The organism is Rhodococcus oxybenzonivorans (genome assembly GCF_003130705.1).
Lineage (GTDB): Bacteria > Actinomycetota > Actinomycetes > Mycobacteriales > Mycobacteriaceae > Rhodococcus_F > Rhodococcus_F oxybenzonivorans.
In genome coordinates this window covers 6,311,316-6,331,951 of record NZ_CP021354.1, presented here as the reverse complement: position 1 = coordinate 6,331,951, position 20,636 = coordinate 6,311,316, and the positions used below count along the sequence as shown (strand labels likewise).

General features: G+C 66.2%; 18 protein-coding genes and 1 pseudogene. 11 read left to right on the top strand and 8 right to left on the bottom strand.

Annotated elements, in window-relative coordinates; translation table 11 throughout:
* Positions 1–5: 5 nt before the first annotated feature.
* Genes CBI38_RS29330 through nuoN form a run of 8 tightly spaced genes read left to right on the top strand, consistent with a single transcriptional unit; the run spans position 6 to position 10,940 of the window.
* Positions 6–2,492 (top strand): NADH-quinone oxidoreductase subunit G, encoded by a 2,487-nt coding sequence (locus CBI38_RS29330; protein ID WP_109335455.1) that lies wholly within the window; start codon positions 6–8, stop codon positions 2,490–2,492.
* Positions 2,493–2,497: 5 nt separating this feature from the next.
* Positions 2,498–3,841: an NADH-quinone oxidoreductase subunit NuoH gene (nuoH, locus tag CBI38_RS29325; protein ID WP_109335454.1), complete on the top strand. Its 1,344-nt coding sequence runs from the start codon at positions 2,498–2,500 to the stop codon at positions 3,839–3,841.
* Positions 3,834–4,430, top strand: coding sequence for an NADH-quinone oxidoreductase subunit NuoI (gene nuoI / locus CBI38_RS29320; protein WP_109334487.1), 597 nt, complete (start codon positions 3,834–3,836; stop codon positions 4,428–4,430). The genes nuoH and nuoI overlap by 8 nt, the downstream gene beginning before the upstream one ends.
* A complete protein-coding gene (locus tag CBI38_RS29315) occupies positions 4,424–5,308 on the top strand; it encodes an NADH-quinone oxidoreductase subunit J (protein WP_109334485.1) in 885 nt (294 codons plus the stop codon). The genes nuoI and CBI38_RS29315 overlap by 7 nt, the downstream gene beginning before the upstream one ends.
* Positions 5,305–5,604 carry an NADH-quinone oxidoreductase subunit NuoK gene (gene nuoK, locus CBI38_RS29310; protein WP_109334483.1) on the top strand — a complete coding sequence of 100 codons (300 nt, stop codon included), beginning with the start codon at positions 5,305–5,307 and terminating at the stop codon, positions 5,602–5,604. Before CBI38_RS29315 ends, nuoK begins: the two co-directional genes overlap by 4 nt.
* Position 5,605: 1 nt before the next feature.
* Entirely contained in the window at positions 5,606–7,699 is a 2,094-nt protein-coding gene (gene nuoL, locus CBI38_RS29305) for an NADH-quinone oxidoreductase subunit L (protein WP_109334481.1), read from the top strand.
* Positions 7,696–9,297 (top strand): NADH-quinone oxidoreductase subunit M, encoded by a 1,602-nt coding sequence (locus CBI38_RS29300; protein WP_204164845.1) that lies wholly within the window; start codon positions 7,696–7,698, stop codon positions 9,295–9,297. Before nuoL ends, CBI38_RS29300 begins: the two co-directional genes overlap by 4 nt.
* Complete coding sequence (nuoN, locus tag CBI38_RS29295) at positions 9,294–10,940, top strand: NADH-quinone oxidoreductase subunit NuoN (protein WP_109334477.1); 1,647 nt, start codon at positions 9,294–9,296, stop codon at positions 10,938–10,940. The genes CBI38_RS29300 and nuoN overlap by 4 nt, the downstream gene beginning before the upstream one ends.
* Positions 10,941–11,271: 331 nt before the next feature.
* On the opposite strand, the gene CBI38_RS29290 is transcribed toward nuoN, so the two are convergent.
* The 6 genes from CBI38_RS29290 to CBI38_RS29265 all read right to left on the bottom strand — a co-directional run bounded on the left by CBI38_RS29290 (position 11,272) and on the right by CBI38_RS29265 (position 17,354).
* Positions 11,272–11,475 carry a cold-shock protein gene (locus CBI38_RS29290; RefSeq protein ID WP_109334475.1) on the bottom strand — a complete coding sequence of 68 codons (204 nt, stop codon included), beginning with the start codon at positions 11,473–11,475 and terminating at the stop codon, positions 11,272–11,274.
* A 148-nt stretch (positions 11,476–11,623) separates the two neighbouring features.
* On the bottom strand, positions 11,624–12,034 hold the full coding sequence (locus CBI38_RS29285) for a VOC family protein (RefSeq protein ID WP_109334474.1): 411 nt from the start codon (positions 12,032–12,034) through the stop codon (positions 11,624–11,626).
* 119 nt (positions 12,035–12,153) lie between these two features.
* Positions 12,154–13,434 carry a CHAT domain-containing protein gene (locus CBI38_RS29280; RefSeq protein ID WP_109335453.1) on the bottom strand — a complete coding sequence of 427 codons (1,281 nt, stop codon included), beginning with the start codon at positions 13,432–13,434 and terminating at the stop codon, positions 12,154–12,156.
* Positions 13,434–14,951 (bottom strand): tetratricopeptide repeat protein, encoded by a 1,518-nt coding sequence (locus CBI38_RS29275; RefSeq protein WP_109334472.1) that lies wholly within the window; start codon positions 14,949–14,951, stop codon positions 13,434–13,436. Before CBI38_RS29275 ends, CBI38_RS29280 begins: the two co-directional genes overlap by 1 nt.
* A gap of 1 nt (position 14,952) precedes the next feature.
* Positions 14,953–16,023, bottom strand: a complete 1,071-nt coding sequence (locus CBI38_RS29270; protein WP_109334470.1) for a hypothetical protein — start codon at positions 16,021–16,023, stop codon at positions 14,953–14,955.
* Positions 16,023–17,354, bottom strand: coding sequence for a hypothetical protein (locus tag CBI38_RS29265; protein WP_109334469.1), 1,332 nt, complete (start codon positions 17,352–17,354; stop codon positions 16,023–16,025). The genes CBI38_RS29270 and CBI38_RS29265 overlap by 1 nt, the downstream gene beginning before the upstream one ends.
* 208 nt (positions 17,355–17,562) lie before the next feature.
* On the opposite strand from CBI38_RS29265, the gene CBI38_RS29260 reads away from it, so the two are divergent.
* From CBI38_RS29260 to CBI38_RS29250, 3 genes and pseudogenes are all read left to right on the top strand, one after another.
* Positions 17,563–18,117, top strand: a complete 555-nt coding sequence (locus CBI38_RS29260) for a lipoprotein LpqH (protein ID WP_109334467.1) — start codon at positions 17,563–17,565, stop codon at positions 18,115–18,117.
* 115 nt (positions 18,118–18,232) lie between these two features.
* Positions 18,233–19,036, top strand: a complete 804-nt coding sequence (locus CBI38_RS29255; protein ID WP_109334465.1) for a hypothetical protein — start codon at positions 18,233–18,235, stop codon at positions 19,034–19,036.
* A gap of 23 nt (positions 19,037–19,059) precedes the next feature.
* Positions 19,060–19,314 (top strand): annotated as a pseudogene (locus tag CBI38_RS29250) (Fic family protein); the annotation flags it as partial.
* Positions 19,315–19,441: 127 nt separating this feature from the next.
* Here the strand turns inward: CBI38_RS29250 and CBI38_RS29245 are convergent.
* Both CBI38_RS29245 and CBI38_RS29240 read right to left on the bottom strand, forming a co-directional pair.
* Positions 19,442–19,642 (bottom strand): DUF4177 domain-containing protein, encoded by a 201-nt coding sequence (locus CBI38_RS29245; protein WP_109334463.1) that lies wholly within the window; start codon positions 19,640–19,642, stop codon positions 19,442–19,444.
* A gap of 146 nt (positions 19,643–19,788) precedes the next feature.
* On the bottom strand, positions 19,789–20,262 hold the full coding sequence (locus CBI38_RS29240; RefSeq protein ID WP_418328297.1) for a DUF7144 family membrane protein: 474 nt from the start codon (positions 20,260–20,262) through the stop codon (positions 19,789–19,791).
* Between the last annotated feature and the right edge of the window lie 374 nt (positions 20,263–20,636).

The following is a 20,636-nucleotide window of genomic DNA, read 5'->3' as shown; positions in this document are numbered from 1 at the left end:
CCCAGGTGCCTGCGAGCGCAGCGAGCAAAGATGCACCCCCAGTGCCCACGAACGAGGTGAGCCTTGTCATCGACGGCGTCGATCTCAGAGTTCCCAAGGGCACGTTGGTAATTCGTGCCGCCGAGCTGGCCGGTATCCAGATTCCGCGATTCTGTGATCACCCGCTGCTCGATCCCGTGGGCGCCTGCCGACAGTGTCTGGTCGACGTGGAGGGGCAGCGGAAGCCGTTGGCCTCCTGCACGACCACCGTCACCGACGGCATGGTGGTTCGCACTCAGCTCACCTCGGCTGCCGCCGACAAGGCGCAGAAGGGTGTGATGGAGTTGTTGCTGATCAACCATCCGCTCGACTGCCCGGTCTGCGACAAGGGCGGCGAGTGTCCTCTGCAGAATCAGGCCATGTCGAACGGGCGTACGGAGTCTCGTTTCGAAGAAGTCAAACGCACGTTCCCCAAGCCGATCCCACTGTCCTCGCAGGTGTTGCTGGACCGCGAGCGGTGCGTGCTCTGTGCCCGGTGCACGCGTTTCTCCCAGCAGGTGGCCGGCGATCCGTTCATCGAACTTCAGGAGCGGGGTGCGCTGCAGCAGGTCGGCATCTATGCCAAGGAACCGTTCGAGTCGTATTTTTCCGGCAACACCGTACAGATCTGTCCGGTCGGTGCGCTGACCGGTGCCGCGTACCGGTTCCGGGCGCGTCCGTTCGACCTCGTCTCCAGCCCGAGTGTCTGCGAGCACTGCTCGAGCGGTTGCGCGCAGCGCACCGACCATCGACGCGGCAAAGTGCTACGACGGTTGGCCGGTGACGATCCGCAGGTCAACGAGGAATGGAACTGTGACAAGGGGCGGTGGGCCTTCACCTACGCCACCGAGAGCGACCGTCTCACTACCCCGTTGATCCGCGACGACACGGGTGCTCTGGTGCCGGCTTCGTGGCCGGAAGCCCTCGCCGTCGCGGCCCGCGGGTTGGCGGCCGCACGCGGAAATGCAGGAGTTCTCGTCGGCGGGCGGGCCACGGTAGAAGACGCATACGCCTACGCCAAATTCGCCCGGGTTGCACTCGATTCCAACGACATCGACTTCAGGATCCGCGCACATTCGGTAGAAGAGGCCGAGTTCCTGGCGGCACGGGTCGCGGGCCGCGGACTGGAAGTGACTTACGACGATCTGGAGAAAGCACCGGCCGTCCTGCTCGTCGCGTTCGAGCCCGAAGAGGAGTCGCCCATTATTTTCTTGCGGCTCCGCAAGGCCGTACGCAAGAGCGGGCACAGCGTGTACTCGATGGCGCCCTTCACCACCCGCAGCCTGACGAAGATGTCGGGCCGGTTGCTGCGCGCGGTGCCGGGAGAGGAGGCGGCGTTGCTCGACGCGCTCGCCTCCCACCCGGAGACGAGACTCGACGAACAGGGCGCGGCACTCGCGGAGGCGTTGCGCCAACCCGGTGCGGTCATCCTGGTCGGTGAGCGCCTGGCGACCGTTCCCGGTGGGCTTTCCGCCGCAGCGCGCCTCGCCGACACCACGGGAGCCCGTCTGGCGTGGGTGCCGCGGCGGGCCGGTGAACGGGGTGCGGTCGACGCAGGCGCCCTGCCCACACTCCTACCCGGGGGTCGGCCTCTCGACGATCCGGAGTCCCGTCGACAGGTGGCGGAAATGTGGAACGTGCCCGAACTGCCGTCGACTCCCGGTCGTGGAACAGCAGAAATTCTGGCCGCGGCGGCAGCAGGCACGCTCGGTGCACTGGTGATTGCCGGGGTAGAGGTCAGCGATCTGCCCGATCCGCGGGCCGCCCTGTCGGCAGTCGAGGCGGCGGACTTCGTCGTCAGTCTGGAATTGCGCAGCAGCGAGGTGACCGAACGGGCGGACGTGGTCTTCCCCGTGGCACCAGTGGTGGAGAAACCGGGCACCTTCCTCGACTGGGAGGGCAGGCCGCGCGTGTTCGAGGCGGCCCTGCGTGGGACAGGGGCCATGCCCGACCAACGGGTCCTCGACGCCCTCGCTTCGGAGATGAACATCCGGCTCGGACTGCCGGATGCTGCGGCGGCACGCGCGGAACTGGGGCGGCTCGACCGCTGGGACGGGGAGCGACCGGCCGGGCCCGCGTATTCTCCGCTTGCGGTGTCCCAACCCGGACCCGGTGAAGCGGTTCTGGCGAGTTGGCGGATGCTCCTCGATTCCGGACGTCTGCAGGACGGGGAACCCCATCTGGCCGGGACCGCTCGAACACCGGTTGTCCGGTTGTCGGCCGCGTCGGCCGCCGAAATCGGTGCCGCCGAGGGTTCCTCGGTAACCGTGAGCACCGACCGGGGATCGGTCACCCTCCCGCTGGTTGTCACGGATCTGCCCGATCGAGTGGTGTGGCTTCCCCTCAACTCGCCGGAATCCGCAGTCTTCCGGCAACTCGCAGCCCCGATGGGAAGCGTCGTCCGCGTCGCGAACGCCGTCGGTGCCGAGGCGACGCGGTCGTCGCCGACGAATGCGCCCGAGGAGGTCTCGTGACCGTTCTGTCGCTCGAATATCCCGACCCGACGTTGTTCGGCCACGACCCGTGGTGGCTGACCCTCGGGAAGGCCCTCGCCGTCTTCGTGTTCCTCATCCTGACTCCGCTGATCGCGATCCTTGCCGAGCGCAAGGTCATGGCCCGGATGCAGATGCGGATCGGCCCCAATCGGGTGGGCCCCGGGGGCATGCTGCAGAGCCTCGCCGACGGGGTCAAGCTGGCGCTGAAGGAGGGCATCACCCCGAAAGGCGTCGACAAGCCTGTTTATCTGCTTGCGCCGATCATCGCCGCGGTGCCCGCGTTCATGGCCTTCGCCGTCATCCCGTTCGGCCCGGAAGTCTCGATCCTCGGCCACCGCACGGCACTTCAGCTGACCGACCTCCCCGTGGCGGTCCTCTACGTCCTGGCGGTCACGTCGGTCGGCGTCTACGGGATCGTCTTGGCCGGGTGGGCGTCGGGCTCCACGTACCCACTGCTCGGTGGGCTGCGCTCGACCGCGCAAGTGATCTCGTACGAGATCGCGATGGCGCTGTCGTTCGCCGCGGTGTTCCTGCATGCGGGCACGATGTCCACGTCGGGGATCGTGGCGGCGCAAGACCGCATCTGGTACGTATTTCTCTTGCTCCCTTCGTTTCTCATTTATGTCACCTCGATGGTGGGTGAGACGAACCGCGCCCCGTTCGATCTGCCCGAGGCCGAGGGCGAACTCGTCGGCGGTTTCCACACCGAGTACTCCTCGCTTAAATTTGCCATGTTCATGCTCGCCGAATACGTGAACATGGTGACGGTGTCAGCGCTCGCCACCACCTTGTTCCTCGGTGGCTGGCATGCGCCGTGGCCCCTCAACATGTGGGACGGCGCCAATTCGGGCTGGCTGCCCGTGCTGTGGTTCACCCTGAAAGTCTGGGGATTCCTGTTCGTGTTCATCTGGTTGCGGGGCACGCTTCCGCGACTGCGCTACGACCAGTTCATGAACATGGGCTGGAAGATACTGATACCGGTGTCGCTGGTATGGATCATGATCGTCGCGACGGAGCGGGCCTTCCGCAACGAAGGGTACGACTTCTGGCCGGTCGCCCTCGTCACCGCCGGCGTGATCCTCGGGCTGGTGGTGCTCGCCATGTTGTGGAACCGGCTCCGACGCAGGCAAACCCGTGTACCCGAGCACGAGGCGTCCCGCCGAGCCGGAGAAGACGTTCCTGCGGCCAGCACGTTCGACCCCATGGCCGGAGGTTTTCCGGTGCCGCCGTTGCCCGGCCAGCGCTCACCGGTGCCCCCACGCACCCCCGTCACCGTGGGTCGTTCCGCAGGCTCCGCTCGAATGAACAGGGAGGACAGCGATGTCTAAGTTCCTCGACCCCATTGCCGGTTTCGGAGTGACGTTCTCGACGATGTTCAAGAAACCGAATACCGAGTACTACCCGGAGGAGAAGACCCCGACCGCTCCCCGCTACCACGGCCGGCACCAGCTCAACCGTCACCCGGACGGGTTGGAGAAGTGCATCGGGTGCGAACTGTGCGCCTGGGCGTGCCCCGCCGACGCCATCTATGTGGAGGGTGCCGACAACACGGCGTCGGAGCGCTATTCACCGGGTGAGCGGTACGGCCGGGTATATCAGATCAACTACCTGCGCTGCATCGGTTGTGGGCTCTGCATCGAAGCGTGCCCCACACGGGCGCTGACGATGACCAACGAATACGAGATGGCCGACGACAACCGGGCCGATCTCATCTACGACAAGGACCGGCTACTCGCGCCTCTCGAGCCGGACATGACGGCCCCACCGCACCCGATGGCTCCGGGCACCACCGCGGAGGACTACTACCGCGGCACGGTGACGGCGGCGTCCGCAGACACGCCTGCCGCGGAAGCCGAAGACGACGAACGCCAGGTCGAGGTGAGCGAGACGATCAGGAAAGAAGAGGCGCGGTGGTGACTTCCCTGTCTTCCGCCATCCTGGCCGCGGAGCCCCTAACCCGGACGTCGACGGGGGAGGCCGTCCAATTCTGGATCCTCGGCGCGGTGGTGGTCATCGGTGCTGTGGGAATGGTCATTGCGCCGAAGGCGGTGTACTCGGCCATCTTTCTCGCCATGACGATGATCATCCTGGCCATCTTCTACATCGCCCAGGGCGCATTGTTTCTCGGTGTCGTGCAGGTCGTGGTCTACACCGGCGCCGTCATGATGCTGTTCCTGTTCGTGCTCATGCTCGTGGGCGTCGACTCGTCCGACTCGCTGGTCGAAACGATACGAGGCCAGCGGACCGCCGCGATAGCAGCGGCAATCGGGTTCGGACTCCTCCTGATCGGCGGCCTCGGCAATGCGTCGACGCAGTGGGCGCGCTCGGCCGAAGGGCCCGGCTTCACCGATCTGGAGCAGGCCAACGCCGGCGGAAATGTCGAGGGCCTCGCCGAGCTGATCTTCTTGCAATACGTCTGGGCCTTCGAACTGACCGGTGCGTTGCTGATCACCGCAACCATCGGCGCCATGGTGCTGGCGCATCGCGAGCGGTTCGACACCCGCAAGGGGCAGCGTGAGTTGTCGCAGGACCGCTTCCGTCGATGGGCGGAACGGACCGTCGGCGACACCCCCGACGCCCACGTCACCCCACTGCCGAGTCCTGGTGTCTATGCCCGGCACAACGCCGTCGACATGCCGGCCCTGCTGCCGGACGGTTCGTATTCACGGCTGTCGGTCAGCCGGGTGCTTCACCAGCGCGGACGTCACCCCATCGGAGCCGTGCCCGATGAGAACAACGGCGAGAGTATCCCGCCGGCACAGTCCACAGCGTTCGGTGAGGAGGGCACACGATGAACCCGGAAAACTACCTGTATCTGTCCGCCCTGCTGTTCACGATCGGCGCGGCGGGGGTGCTTCTCCGACGCAACGCCATCGTCGTGTTCATGTGCATCGAGCTGATGCTCAACGCCACCAACCTGGCCTTCGTCACCTTCTCCCGGATGCACGGCAACCTCGACGGGCAAGTCTTCGCGTTCTTCACCATGGTCGTCGCAGCGGCCGAAGTGGTGGTCGGACTGGCGATCATCATGACCATCTTCCGCTCGCGCCGATCGGCCTCGGTCGACGACGCCAACCTGCTGAGGTACTGACATGAGTGGGGGGATTGCGTCGCTGGTCTGGCTGCTGCCCGCACTACCGCTCTTCGGTGCTGCCGTGCTGCTCCTGACAGGCCGCCGCAGCAACAAGTGGGGACACCTGCTCGGGTGCGGGACCGCGCTGGCCGCCTTCGTGCTGGGACTTGCGCTCTTCGCCGACATGCTGGGCACGGACGAAGCCGATCGTGCGGTACACCAAAACCTGTTCAGCTGGGTTCCGGTGGCCGGCCTACAAGTCGACTTCGGACTCCAACTCGACCAGCTGTCCATCTGCTTCGTGTTGCTGATCACCGGCGTCGGTTCGCTGATTCATATCTATTCCATCGGATACATGGCACACGGCCCCGACCCCGCCGGCCGCACCACCGGCCCCGCGCCTGATCACCTCGGGCGCACCACCGGCCCCGCGCCTGATCACCTCGGGCACTCCGCCGGCTCCGCGCCTGATCACCTCGGGCACTCCGCCGGCTCCGCGCCTGATCACCTCGGGCACTCCGCCGGCTCCGCGCCTGATCACCTCGGGCACTCCGCCGGCTCCGCGCCTGGTCGACGCCTGTTCTTCGCCTACCTCAACCTGTTCCTCGCCGCGATGCTCCTGCTCGTGCTCGCCGACAATTACCTCGGCCTGTATGTGGGCTGGGAGGGCGTCGGTCTCGCCTCCTATCTGCTCATCGGCTTCTGGCAGTACAAGCCGACGGCAGCGACCGCCGCGAAGAAGGCTTTCGTGGTCAACCGGGTGGGCGACATGGGGTTGGCCGTCGCGATGATGATCATGTTCGCGACCTTCGGCACGATCTCCTTCGCCGGGGTCTTCGGCGGCGCGGAGGCTGCGGGTCAGAACATCAGCACAGCAATCGGATTGACGCTTCTACTCGCCGCCTGCGGCAAGTCGGCGCAGCTGCCGCTGCAATCGTGGCTCGGCGACGCCATGGAGGGCCCCACACCCGTGTCGGCCCTCATCCACGCTGCCACCATGGTCACCGCCGGTGTCTACCTCATCGTCCGGTCCGGGCCGATCTTCGACCTGGCACCCACCGCTCAATTGGCCGTCGTCACCGTCGGAGCCGCCACCCTGCTGTTCGGGGCGATCATCGGCTGCGCCAAGGATGACATCAAGAAGGCGCTGGCCGCCTCCACCATGAGTCAAATCGGATACATGGTGCTGGCCGCCGGACTCGGTCCGGCCGGATACGCATTCGCGATCATGCTGCTGCTGGCCCACGGCTTCTTCAAGGCCGGACTGTTTCTCGGAGCCGGATCGGTGATGCACGCCATGAACGACGAGACCGATATGCGCCGCTTCGGCGGACTCCGCACCGTCATGCCGATCACCTTCGCAACGTTCGGTCTCGGATACCTGGCGATCATCGGAATTCCGCCTTTCGCCGGATTTTTCGCCAAGGACCCGATCATCGAGGTGGCCTTCGCTGCCGGGGGTGTCAAGGGCGTGATCCTCGGGACCGCCGCACTGCTCGGCGCCGGAATCACTGCCTTCTACATGACCCGAGTCATGCTGCTGACCTTCTTCGGGGATCGGCGCTGGGCGGCCGACGCACATCCGCACGAGTCACCCCGGGTCATGACGATTCCGATGATCGTCCTGGCGGTCGGTTCGGTCGGTTCCGGTGCGGCGCTGGCCATCGGGTCGTCGTTGGTGAATTGGCTGGAGCCGGTCGTCGGCGCTCACCACGAGGAAGCAGCGATCCCGGTGTGGATGATGACCGTCCTCATCCTGGTGGTCGTACTCGCCGGTGTTGCCGCGGCCTATCGGCAATATGCCGCAAGAGAAGTGCCCGACACCGCGCCGGTGGCGGTGTCCCCGCTGACCGTCGCCGCACGCAACGACCTCTACGGTGACACGGTCAACGAGGCGATGGTGATGCGCCCCGGCCAGCACCTGACCCGGCTACTGCTGTACTTCGACAACAAGGGCGTCGACGGGGTGGTCAACGGCTTCGCCGCCGCAGTGAGTGGGGGGTCGGGGTTGATCAGGCGTCTGCAGACCGGGTTCGTCCGGTCGTACGCACTGTCCATGTTCACAGGTGCGGCACTCGTGGTCGCCACGATGATGCTGGTGAGGCTGTGGTGAACAACTTTCCCTGGCTGACGGTCCTGTGGCTGCTGCCGATGGTCGGCGCCGGTGTGGTTCTGGCAATGCCTGCGCCCAGACGGCACCTCGCGAAGTCGATTGCACTGGGTGTTTCGGTGGCCGTTCTCGTCCTCGCGTGCGGGCTCGCGGTCGGATTCGATGCGGGCGGCGAGCAGTACCAGTTCGTCGAGTCCCATTCGTGGATACCGGCATTCGGTACCGGATACACGCTGGGCCTGGACGGCATCGCGCTTGTGTTGGTGCTGTTGACCGCGGTGCTGGTACCGCTGCTGCTCCTAGCGGGCTGGAACGACGGCCACGACGCCCCCGACTACACGCAGCGGCGGGTGGCCCATACGTATGTGGCGCTGATCCTGATGGTCGAGGCGATGGTGCTGGTGTCGTTCACCGCCCTCGACATCCTGCTCTTCTACGTGTTCTTCGAGGCGATGCTCATCCCGATGTACTTCCTCATCGGGGGTTTCGGCGGGGCACGCCGCTCGTATGCCGCGGTGAAGTTCCTGTTGTACAACCTGTTCGGTGGCCTGATCATGCTCGCCGCAGTGATCGGCCTCTATGTCGTGACCGCCGACGGGGGCACCGGAACCTTCGACTTCAGAGAGGTCGTGGCAGCCGCATCCGCGGGGGAACTCGGTGCCGACCCCGCCGTGCTCAATGCCCTGTTCCTCGGGTTCATGTTCGCCTTCGCCGTCAAGGCGCCGCTGTGGCCGTTCCACTCCTGGCTCCCCGACGCGGCCGTGGAGGCGACACCGGCGAGCGCGGTGCTGATGATGGCCGTCGTCGACAAGGTGGGCACCTTCGCGATGCTGCGGTACTGCCTCCAACTCTTCCCCGAGGCGTCCGCGACGTTCGCGCCACTGATCGCCACGCTGGCGGTCATCGGCATCCTCTACGGTGCGGTGCTCGCCATCGGCCAGACCGACATGATGCGGCTGATCGCGTACACGTCGATCTCGCATTTCGGGTTCATCATCCTCGGCATCTTCGCCATGACCAGTCAGGGTCAGGCCGGCTCGACGCTCTACATGGTCAACCACGGAATCTCGACTGCCGCATTGTTCCTCATCGCCGGATTCCTGATCTCCCGCCGCGGCACGCGCCTCATCGACGCCTACGGCGGCGTACAGAAGGTGGCACCCGTTCTGGCCGGTACCTTCCTCGTCGCCGGCCTCGCGACGCTGTCTCTGCCCGGGCTGGCACCGTTCGTCAGTGAGTTCCTCGTCCTCGTCGGCACGTACCCGCGATACCAGGTTGCCGCCGTATTCGCGGCCGGTGCACTCGTCCTCTCCGCCGTCTACGTGCTGTGGCTGTACCAGCGGATGATGACCGGGCCGATCACCGAGGACAATGAGAAGGTTCGGGACCTCGTGCCCCGTGAACTCGCTGTGGTCGCACCCCTCATCGCTCTCCTGATCATCCTCGGTGTGTATCCCAAGCCCGCCCTGGACGTGATCACCCCCGCCGTCGGTCAGATCCTCACGACGATCGACCGGCAGGACCCGGCGCCCACTGTTCCCACCGACCCCCGCAGCGGCTCTGTAGCCGAGCAGGCACCGGACGGAGGTACTCACCCATGAGTGCTCGTACATCTTGGGTCGGGCGTTCCGACGCCTTCCTCGCCCAGAGTCCGGCGCTGCCCACCCCGGACATCGAGTACGGCCAGCTTTCCCCGATGCTCATCGTGTTCGGCGTCGCCGTGGCCGCCGTGCTCGTCGAGGCCTTCCTGCCGCGCCGGGCCCGGTACACGAGTCATCTCGTTCTCAGCCTCGGTGGTCTCGCGGCGGCATTCGTTGCTGTCGTCCTGCTCGCGGGAACACGTAGCTCCGCGGTCATGGGCGCCGTGATCATCGACGGACCCACCCTGTTCCTGCAAGGAACCATTCTGCTGGTCTCGATTCCGGCAATACTGCTGATTGCCGAGCGAGGGCTCGACCGGATGCGGATGTCGGCCGGTGTGGCGGTGAGTGCCGGCCGGTCTACTGCCGACGACGACGTGGTGGCGGATGCCTTCGCCCCTCAAGCGGCGGCCCTTCCCGGGAGCGCAGCCGAACGGGAGGCCGAGGAGGCGGGTGCCGCCCAGACCGAGGTCTTCCCCCTCACGCTGCTCGCGATCGGCGGGATGCTGCTCTTTCCCGCTGCGGGCGACCTTCTCACCATGTTCGTCGCGCTGGAGGTGCTGTCGCTGCCGCTGTACCTGCTGTGCGGACTGGCCCGCCGCCGTCGCCTGCTGTCCCAGGAGGCTGCGCTCAAGTACTTCCTCCTCGGCGCCTTCTCCTCGGCGTTCTTTCTCTACGGGGTGGCACTGCTCTACGGCTACGCCGGGACCGTCCAGCTGGCGGGAATCGCCGATGCCGTCGCCGACCGTTCCGGAAACGAGGGGCTGGCCCTGATCGGCACCGGACTGCTCGCGGTCGGCTTGTTGTTCAAAGTCGGTGCGGTGCCGTTTCATTCGTGGATACCGGACGTTTACCAGGGTGCTCCTACCTCGATCACCGCGTTCATGGCGGCTGCTACCAAGATTGCGGCCTTCGGCGCGATGCTCCGCATCGTCTATGTCGCACTCCCCGGTCTCCGCGACGACTGGCGGCCCATGCTGTGGGTGGTCGCGATCCTCACCATGGTCGTCGGTGCCGTCCTGGCGGTGTCTCAGACCGACGTGAAACGCATGCTCGCGTACTCGTCGATTACGCACGCCGGCTTCATCCTCACGGGTCTCATCGCCGCCAATGACGCCGGGTTGTCGTCGACGATGTTCTACCTCCTCGCCTACGGTTTCAGCACCCTGGGCGCCTTCGCGGTGGTCACCCTCGTCCGGGACGCCGACGGAGAGGTCACAGAGATGTCGCGTTGGGCGGGATTGGGTAGACGTTCACCCCTCGTCGGGGTGGTGTTTGCGATGTTCCTGCTCGCTTTCGCCGGTATCCCCTTGACCAGTGGGTTCGTCGGCAAGTTCGCGGTCTTTCAGGCCGCGATCGAGGGCGGCGCCACCCCGCTGGTCCTCGTCGGCGTGGTGAGCAGCGCCATTGCGGCATTCTTCTACGTGCGCGTCATCGTGCTGATGTTCTTCTCGGAGCCAGGGGACGACGCGCCCACCGTGGTGATCCCCAGCGTGCTGACCACCGCCGCCGTCACCGTCTCCGTGGTGGTCACCATCGTGCTGGGCATTCTTCCGCAGACGGCGCTCGATATCGCAGACAAGGCGGCAGTGTTCGTGCGCTGAGCCGGGCCACTGATCCGCCTCGGGAACGACGGATGTGTCGCGCTCAGAAAATGGTCCCGAGATTGCCCTGCAACAGGGCCGACACTACATACAGCACAATGACCAGCGGATAGTACAAGTTCACGGCTGTCACCTCCATGGGAGCCCGGTCGTTCGTGATCGTGCGACGACCACCGGATGAGTACCCACTTGCCGCCCGGCATACGAGTGCACTGCATCACGATTCGGTACCCCACCCCGCACCGGGAAGGAGGCGTCTCGAGGCCTCGCCGTAACGTGCGAAGGCCGCACCCGAAACGATCGGATGCGGCCTTGCGTTACGTCTGGATCCTTAGACGGGATGCACGTTCTGGGCTTGCGGGCCCTTCTGTCCCTGGCCGACCTCGAACTCCACACGCTGGTTCTCGTCGAGCGACTTGTAGCCGCTGCCCGAGATCTCCGAGTAGTGAACGAAAAGGTCGGCGCTGCCGTCATCCGGTGCGATGAACCCGAATCCCTTTTCGCTGTTGAACCACTTCACAACACCCTGCGCCATACCGTTAACTCCCTGCAACTGTCCGCCGAACGCTCATATCGAGGTCCGGTCGTACCACCCATACTGCCATCCTCCGACGCGGAACGAGTGCATTTGCGGACGTTCGGCTTCCTGGCGGGGAAAAAATCCACGGTTGCGCACCTCCGCATCACTGCGGCTGCGTGATGTTCACCATCCAGGAGATGCCGAATCGGTCTACGCATGCGCCGAACTCGTCGCCCCACATCTGCTTCTCGAGGGGGACGGATACCGTGCCGTTCTCCGACAGCTTTGTCCAGTATCCGCGCAGTTCGTCGGCGTCGTCGCCGGAAAGACTCACCGCGATGTTGTCACCGGGATTGTGCGGCATCCCGGGAGGGGTGTCGGCGCCCATCAGCACGAATCCGTTGTCGGCTTCGAGCAGCGAGTGCATGATCTTGTCGCTGCTTTCGGTGTCGGGGGCACCGAATTCTCCGAAGGTGTTGATCGACAGCGAACCGCCGAACACCTCCTTGTAGAATTCCATCGCCTCTCGTGCGTTGCCGCCGAAGCTGATGTACGGGTTGAGACGTGAGGCCATGGCGAAGCTCCTTCTTTGTGCAGAAATTGTTTCTCGTGGCGATCCGACACACCGACGGTACAGCGAAGAGCAGTCCCTCGACCCCGGATCCGTGCAGCACCGGATCACGGCACTACCGATCAGGGCAGCAGTGGGTCGGTTTCGGTGGACACCGTCGCGAACGCTCCCCACAGCACCGGTGAGTCGACGATGGCCCGCTCTTCTCGCCACGCCGCCGACCGCTCCCGTTGCCAGTCGCAGAGCGCGCTCACCGCGTCCGGTTTCTCGTGCGCGGAATCGACGGAACACATGGCCGACTGTAGGGGACGCTCTCGCGGATCTGCGCCGGCCAGGCGTTCGAAGGCGAGGTCGGTGGGCAGAGCCCATCGAGTGGCGGTGACCAGTTCGGCACCACCGCTGATCATCGCCGAGACCAGCCCCAGCGCCTCGCCGAAGCGGAGGTCACCGCCGCTCTCGCAGGCGATCAGGGCGACCCTGCTCGGGATGGGCCACAACTCGGGTCCCGCCACGGGATCGTCGGTCAGGGTGTGCGTTCCCAGCAGTAGATCCTTCGCCGACAGCGGTCGGTGTGCCCGCATCGCCTCCGCGAACCCGATGGTTTCCGCCCGGCACGCCAGATGCAGTTCGGCGTGCTCGCTCTGGCCCGACTCGGGCGCCGCTGCGGTCACATGGCCGACGTAGATCAGGCGGCTGGCACCGCCCCGGAGCGCGTCGCCCAGCCAATCCCGGTCTACGTCCTCTCGGCGGAACAGGTCGGCGGGGCCGGTCACGTTCGGTAGGAGCCTGTTCTGCTCGGCATAGGCGCCGACCTGACGGGACAGGGGAGCGTCACCGGACATCCGGCCCAGCACCGAGCCGAGCACGGAATCCGCGCGATATCCCGGCACCCGTGGATCGAGGACGGCGACGACGGGCAGCTGGCGCGTGTCGAGCCAAGAGCGCGGGACGCGCCCGGGGGCGTGGACGATACTCAGTGGTGCGAGCAGGCTGACGTCGGCAATATCGATCAGGCGCAGGTGGGCGTCCGGCGCGATCAGTTCCCACGGAACCTGCGCGACGCGAGGTGACGGCTGGATCCGGATGTGAGGCCGAACCCCGCGGGTGTACAACTCGTACAGTTGGGCAGCGAGACCGAATGGGAGAAATGTTCGCGAAAGCTGCTGCGCCAGTGCATGCTCCGCGTCGTATGTGGCCAGGGCGCCGGCCGTCAGAACGTGTTCGAGACTCTTCGGATCAGCGGCATCGGGCAACGCGGGTGTCAGTGCGGCGAGAGTCTCGTCCACTTGTGTCGCGGTGACGACCGAGACTCCACCGGGATAGGTGTCGTTCGACCACCGCCACGACGTATACAGGTCTCCCGCGTCGGCCATCCGCACGAAGACGGTGGGACGCCCCGACATCACCACGCCGGAACCGATCGGCTGTCGCGAATCGGCCGCCCGTACCGCTTCTCGGCCTCCGCGATGTACGGCTCGAGCGCAACACGGCCACCGACTGACATCGTGAGGTGCGGTGGCAGCGAAACAGGAAGGCCGGCACCCGCGGCGACCCCGGCCAGCGCGGCACCGAGGTGGAGTGCGGTCGACACGTCGGGAGTGCGGTCGGGAAGGTCGGGCATCACGAGTGGCAACGTCGGCGCCGCGCTGCCGGTGGAGCGGCCGATGTCGAGTGCTGTTCCCGCGCAGTGCACCTCGATGAGATCACTGACGAGAAGGGCGTCACCGCAACCGTAGGAGAGGCGGAAGGCCAACGCCATGGCCGGGTCCGCGACGTGCCGGTTCCACTGCTCGCGCTGAAACCCGTTGGGAAGGGAGTAGCGGACGGCGTCGATGGTGAGGGCCGCGGGCACCGCGAGGTCGACGGCTCGTTTGTGCAGCGCCCCGTCGGGGTCGACGTTCAGCGCCGCTTCCAACAGCGTCGCGTGCCAGACGTCGACCTGTGCGCAGTGCAATCCGAGGCCCAGTTCGGCATAGGTTTCGACAGCGGAAGCCAGCAGGGCCTCACCCTCGTCTCGGCGGCCGGTGCTGAAAGCCAGTGTCGCCAGGCGAGTGTTGACGTCCGCGACATCGAGTACGGCCCCGGACTCCGCGAAGTGTTCGACGCTGCGCCGGTAGAGCGCGCTCGCACGTTCTGTCTGGTCGCGTCCCTCCGCCACAAACGCCAGCACCTTCAGCCCGATCCCCACCCGATGTCCGACACCGGCCTGCTCGAAGTACCTCTGGCTTTCCAGCAGCAGTGGCTCGGCATCCTCGTGACGCCCCGACCGGGCGCGCATGATCCCCAGATTCTGCTGTGTTTCGGCGAAGGCGTTGCTGTCACCGGCCTCGTCGAAGGCGGCAAGCGCCTGGCCGGCGAAGTCGTCGGCGAGGTCGAAGCGTCCGGTCTCGAAATGGACGGCCGCCAGATTCATCAACGGGTGACCAGCGAGATTCGGCGCGGAACGTACTGCGGCTTCCAGTGACTCGTGGGCCAGGTCGGCTGCGTAGGCCCATTGCTGACGGTGGATGGCAACGGCCGTCAACGACAACAGGCACGGGACGCGGAGGTCCTCGAAGTCGTCGGCGGCGTCCGTGAGCAGGGAGCGCGCTTGCTCGAGGGCCGTCTGCGCACCGTCGAGGTCGCCCACGTGCTGGAGGGCCTGGGACAGATTGATCAACGCGGCGGGCCGAATCCTGCGGGCGTCGGCCGGCATGGCAGCGAGGGCCTCGTGATAGCGGTCGACGGCCGAAGCGTGGTCACCCAACTCGTCTGACATGCTCGCGGCGTTGATCATTGCGCTGATCCGTAGATCACCGGTGGTGCTGCGCGCAACCTGCTCGAAGGTCGCCAGCGCTGCCGTGAGATCACCGCGACCGTAGGCGGCGCCGCCTACGGCGAGCAGTTCACGGGCTTCGTCCGGTGACAAGGAATCCGTCATGTCAGAAATCCGATTCCGAGGCAGCGGCGTCGATCTCGGCGAGCAGGGGCACGTCGCTGTCGTCGTCCGAATCCGGTGCCGCGGCGCGCTGGAGTCGCTGTCGCGCGAGGTCGCGGATTCGATCGCGGACGTCGCGCCCGCCGAGTGCCGGGTGGAGGTTTCCGCCGAAGCCAGGCAGGTAGACGTTCACGGTGACCCCTTGTTCCGATCCTGGTGGGGCGTCGGTGTCGCCGACCCAGGTGTCGCCGATCAGGTGTAGTTCGACGTCGGCGGTGTGGACTGGATCGGCGCCGGCCACGGTCGCGCGTGGCCGTAGGTGTGTGGCCACGGCCCCGGCCAGATTCGGCGCTCCCACCACTGCCACGCGCACGCTGGTGGTGCCGGCGACCCGCTGCACCTCCCAGGACACTGCCCGTTCGGATGCGTCGATCAGGCCGGGAGGGCAACGGCGCCAATCGGTTCCGCCCGTCCCCCGCGCCAGCACGAGGGTGCCGGCCCGGACCGCCGTCGCAGTGCCGGCCGCGAGTGCGTAATCCTCCGCGCGCGCGGAGTTTCCTGCCGACCGCGGTGGCACGGCCATGAGGACTGCGTCGGCGCCGGCGACCACCGACTCGCAGTCGTCGACAAGTCCGGCGATGTCACGGTCCAGCAGGGCGTCGTCGAGGGCTGGTATGGCATCGATCGTCGAGGCCGGCCACCAGCGTGCGGCCCACAGCGCGAAGGCGAGTCGCCGAACATTCGCGGCCAGACGCGGGCGTGCCGGCCTGTATTCGACCTCGTGCACAGACCCACCGGGCTCGGCCGGCGCCAGGGCGACTGCGGGCTCGGCCAGCGCCAGGGCGACTGCCTCGCCGTACAGCGCCCACACCCAGTCCTGCGCGGAGGTGACGTCGTCGATCACGGCGGTGGGCGGGGCGGGCTCGGTGAGCACACTCCAGCTGAGATGACCACCGGCGACCTCCAGGACGGCAACGTCGATACCCGGGTCGTCGTCCAGAACACTGGGGGCGTCGCCAGGAGTGATTACCCAGAGGTCTCCCGCTACCGCCCGTACCGTCACCGAGTCGGGCATCAGCTTGCCCGCGATCGGGACGAATCGGTGGAGTCGGCGAGCGGCAGCACGCTCAGTGCCTGCTTGACCCGCATCCGGTGGTCGAGGATGACCGATCGGGCGACGCCGTCGAGGAGGTCCCACACCTCGTCGAGTGTGTGCACCGACAACTCCCGGGCATCGCGGCCGTGCAAGCGCACCCACAGGCGCCGCAGGTACGGCTGCCACGGCTTCCGGAGTTCGGCGGCGATGGCGGCAAGCGGATTGGTGTCGGGCAGAGACTGGTCGTCGGTGCTCAGCGCGAGCCGGCGGGCCTGCAGCACATACGCCTCGCGCTGCCAGCGGCCGTTGATCACCCGGCTCGAGGCCGTGTCTGCCGCAGGACCACGATCACCGGCCCCGATCGGCCGTAAATCTACGGCCAGCGTGGCCCCCGCGGTCGCAATCACCCGCAACGACTCGTCGAGCAGAGCCCACGGCGAGCAACTCCGCGCGATCTCGGTCGTGACCAACTCGGCGACGGGCGGAAGTTCGGCTCGCTCACTCGAGGCGCGCAGCACTGTGAAAACACGTTCGTGGACGGTGCGGTCGAAGGGAAGCCCCAGTGCCGCGGTGGATGCAGACATTCCCAGGACGGGCGCCCCAGGCACCGGATGTGTGGTCAATCCCAGCTCGTGAGCCGTGTACGCATGGGCGGGTGTCCACAGCGCAATTCCGAAGTGGGTTCCGGCGGAACCGGAGACCAACCCGTCGAACACGCACTGACCGGAGTCGTCCGATTCATCGAGCCGTGCGCCGGGGCAGGCGTCGAGAAGTGCCTTGATCTTCCAGGTGTCGTCCTCGAGAGCGACGCGCGAGAGCGGTCGCCGGCCCCAGGCGAGATCGATGAGTGCCGTGAGTTGCCGGGCCCGCGATGGGTCGGTGATATGGGCTTTCAACGCCTGGGTGGTGCGTCCGGCCGAGTATTCGTGCACGTCGCGCAGGGTGTCTGCCGCGATCGACTCGCCGCGGTCAGGATCCGGCGGACCGGCCGTGGTGGCCAGCTCGAAACAGCGCTGAAAGTACAGGTCCTGCGGATTGCCCTCGGTGACCCGTAGTGCACGGCGGACCCGCTTGAGCAGAGTGAACCATGCTGCCGTGGCACGCAGCAGATCAGCGGAGGCATGCAGGCGTGTGGCCAGAAGCTCCGCGCCGTCGGAGGAGACGACCGGACCGGCGCACGCCGGGTTCTGCACGGGGCGAATCACCAGCGGATCGAGGATGAGTTTGACTGTGCGGCTGAGCGGCCCGCCGTCCGGGCCGCTGAGCGGTTCGACGCCGTCCAGTTCCCGCCACACCTCGTCCAGGACCATGGCGCGGGGTCGCCGAGTAGCCGTCGCCCCCCTCGCTCCCGTCCGCATTCGAGCAGGCTACCGCAGGTGCGCTCGGCGGAGGTCGGCAGAAATCTGGGATCGGTAGGGCGCGGGCCGTCCATACCTTTTAGCCATCGGCCCCACACCGCGGGCCGAAGAGATCGGAGACGGGCGCCGAGCGCCCCTCACGACATGTGAAGGACGGATCATGAACAAGATCGTTCGGACTCAGCCGAAGCGCGCATACACCGCGGGCGTCGTCGCGGTTGCGGCTGCAGCCCTGCTGCTCTCGGGTTGCAGTGACAGCGAAGGGTCCAATGACAGCTCCGACGCCCCCACGGTCGCCTCGGAGACGTCGAACGCCGCGAGTCCGGCCGGGGCGTCCGCGGCCGTCATCGACGGGAAGGCGTTGGACGCCAAGTTCGACGCCACCTGCGCCAAGCAGGGTGACACCCTGGCGCTGGCTCTCGCCGACACCGGCAATGCCACGTACGGGGACCTGGCCGTGAGCGCGACCATCACCGGCACCGACACCGTGCAGGCCGTCGGAATCGCCGGCAGCAAGGGCGGGTCCAACGGGCTGCCCTACGCCCTCGGATTCGGACAGGGAATGCCCGGCGGCACCGCGACGGTTGTGAAGGACGGTGACGTGTACAAGGTGACGGGGGAAGGCGTCGGCGCTCCCGACATGAGCAATCCGACCGCGCCGACCACGGCGAAGTTCGACCTCACCTTCGCGTGCTCCACCATCGTCGGCGGCTGAGCCGCACACCGCAATCACCACGGCGCGCGCGAGTCTCGGACAGATTCTGCAACAGCGGGATTCGCGCGCGCCGGGGCACTGCCCTCACCAACCACACGTATCGAATGGGAACATCATGAACAAGATCCTGCGCATCACAGCACTCTCGTTCTTCGTCGGTTCCGTCGGCTACTACCTCTGGTACGGCCTCGGTAACCGGGGGGCAACGGACTACGGGATCGAAGGTCTCGCCTGGGTCGGGCCGCAGATGATCTGGCCGATCCTCGCGACGACCCTCCTCATCATGGTTTTCGCCTTCACCGGCGACAGCGTGATGGCGGCACTGACCGGCACGAACAGCGCAGCGTTCCGCAACGGGTCGGTTGGGATCGGTACCGTGCGCGCAGTGCGGCAGACCGGGATGACCCTCAACGATCAGCCGGAGGTCCGAATCGATCTCGGTGTCGAGGATGCCGACGGCAAGACATTCGAGTCGCACGCGAAAATGATTGTGCCGCTTACTGAACTGGCGCTGCTCCGGCCTGGTGTCGTGTTACCCGTGCGGTACGTGCCGGGGCGCACGGACAAGGTCGAGATCGACCGCTCCGGCGACACCGCCGCGGCCACCGAAGCGTGGAATCACACCATGATCCGGCAGGGCATCACCTCTGTGGACAAGCTCGACATCGCCGCGCGGGGAGTCGCGGCCCAGGCGGTGGTGCAGTCGCTCAGCGTTCCGGGGGAAATTCGCAACGGGCATCCCAAGGTGCACCTCGGCCTGGTAGTCAGCCGACCCGACGGATCGACGTTCACCACCCGCGTCGAGAAGTTCCTGCCCTCACGCAGCGTCGCGCACGTGCAGGTGGGACGGGTGCTCGACGTCCACTACCTTCCCGCGAACGAGCAGGAGGTCGTGCTGGCGCTGCCGGTAAATGCGTGACCGGACACGTTGCCGTGCCCTGTCGCGGCCTGACCCACCGGGTCACCGTCCCGTTGGCGTCGGTGATGCTCGCCGACACCCGCCGCTACTTCGACCACCTGACCCGCTACCGAGCGGGGGATGCCGACGGGTTCGTCGAGTACGTCGCCCGCGCCGCGATCGTCTCCAGCGAGGCTGCGCAGGACTCTGCCCGCGCACTGGCCGAACTTCCGGTCTACTGGCGGGACATCGCCCGGCCGCGCAGCAACTCCGCCGACGAGAAGATCATCGACGCCCTGACACCTCGATCGGTAAGCGCACCATCGAGCACCTGTAACCGCTCCGAGTTGGGCGAGCTAGGCGTCGATGTCGGCCTCGATGGCACCGAGGATCTCGAACACGTCGGCTGATCGTGTCCGGAGCTGCTCAGCTTTCGCGTTCGAAGGTGATCAGCAGTCCCTCCACGCTGCCAGGGCCGATTCTGCCCTTGACATCGGACGAGGTTATCGCTTTGAGACGCCATCCTTGCTGGGCGTACTGGTTGAGCAGGTCTTCGAGTTTGCCGCCGGACATTTTGCCGCCGATCATTTTCTCGCGGACCTCGACGACCTTGTATGTGTATGTCACTGTTGTCGCTCCCGTTCGTTTCACTGTGCTCTCGGGGATAGTCGCGGATGTTCACCAGAACGGGTGAACGTCGAGATGAGGTGCTTCCCGGGTCGTCACCCGTTCTCCGCTCGTTTTGTCCCCGGTGCCCGCGATTTTCGGCCGAGTTACCGAGCGGGAGTGCCGGTACCGCGAAGGTTCGCGTTTCTGACATTTGGTTCCGGATTCCACGTCGAGACAGCCCAGATGACGACGACGTCGAGGGCGATGATCAGCAGTGACCAACCCGGGTAATAGGGCAGCCAGAGGAAGTTCGCCAAGATCGAGATGGCGGCGACGACGATGGCCGACACGCGGGCCCACCCGGCGCCGGTGAACAGGGCCAGGCCGACGATCGCGACGAGGACGCCGAGGATGACGTGGATCCAGCCCCAGGTGGTGAGGTCGAATTTGTAGACGTAATTGATGCCGCTGACGAATACTTCGTTTTCGGCGACCGCCGCGATGCCTTGGAAGAGCTGGATGATGCCGACGGTGACCATGATGACGGCGGCCCCCATCGACGTGCCGGCCGCGAAAGCCTGTTTGCCGGAGGGATACTCGGAACTCGCTGGATTCACTCCCGAGCTACGATCGGACATGGCTGACCCTTCCCGAGCTTCGGTTCTTGCCGGTACCACAATTATCTGCCGCCGTGTGGTGTGTTCGCGGCGAAATTAGGATTGCGGTTCGAATGAACCCGGGATGTTGTCGTGCCTGGGTGGGGATTGCCCCGGGCCGGTGAAGTCGGCATCGGCACCAAACCACGGCTGTACGTGGCGTCGAGGGTGCGGGTGGCGAGCCTCGACCGGCGGAGCCGTCAGCATTGCGCGATGCGTCATGTCGCGGCTACTGCAATAAAAACTACAGGCTGTCCACACCCCTATACGGATGCGATTCCGCCGCAACGTCGTCGATGGCTTGAAACCCCCTTGTCCACGGGGGACACTCGACGAACTTCACCCCGGGCACTCGC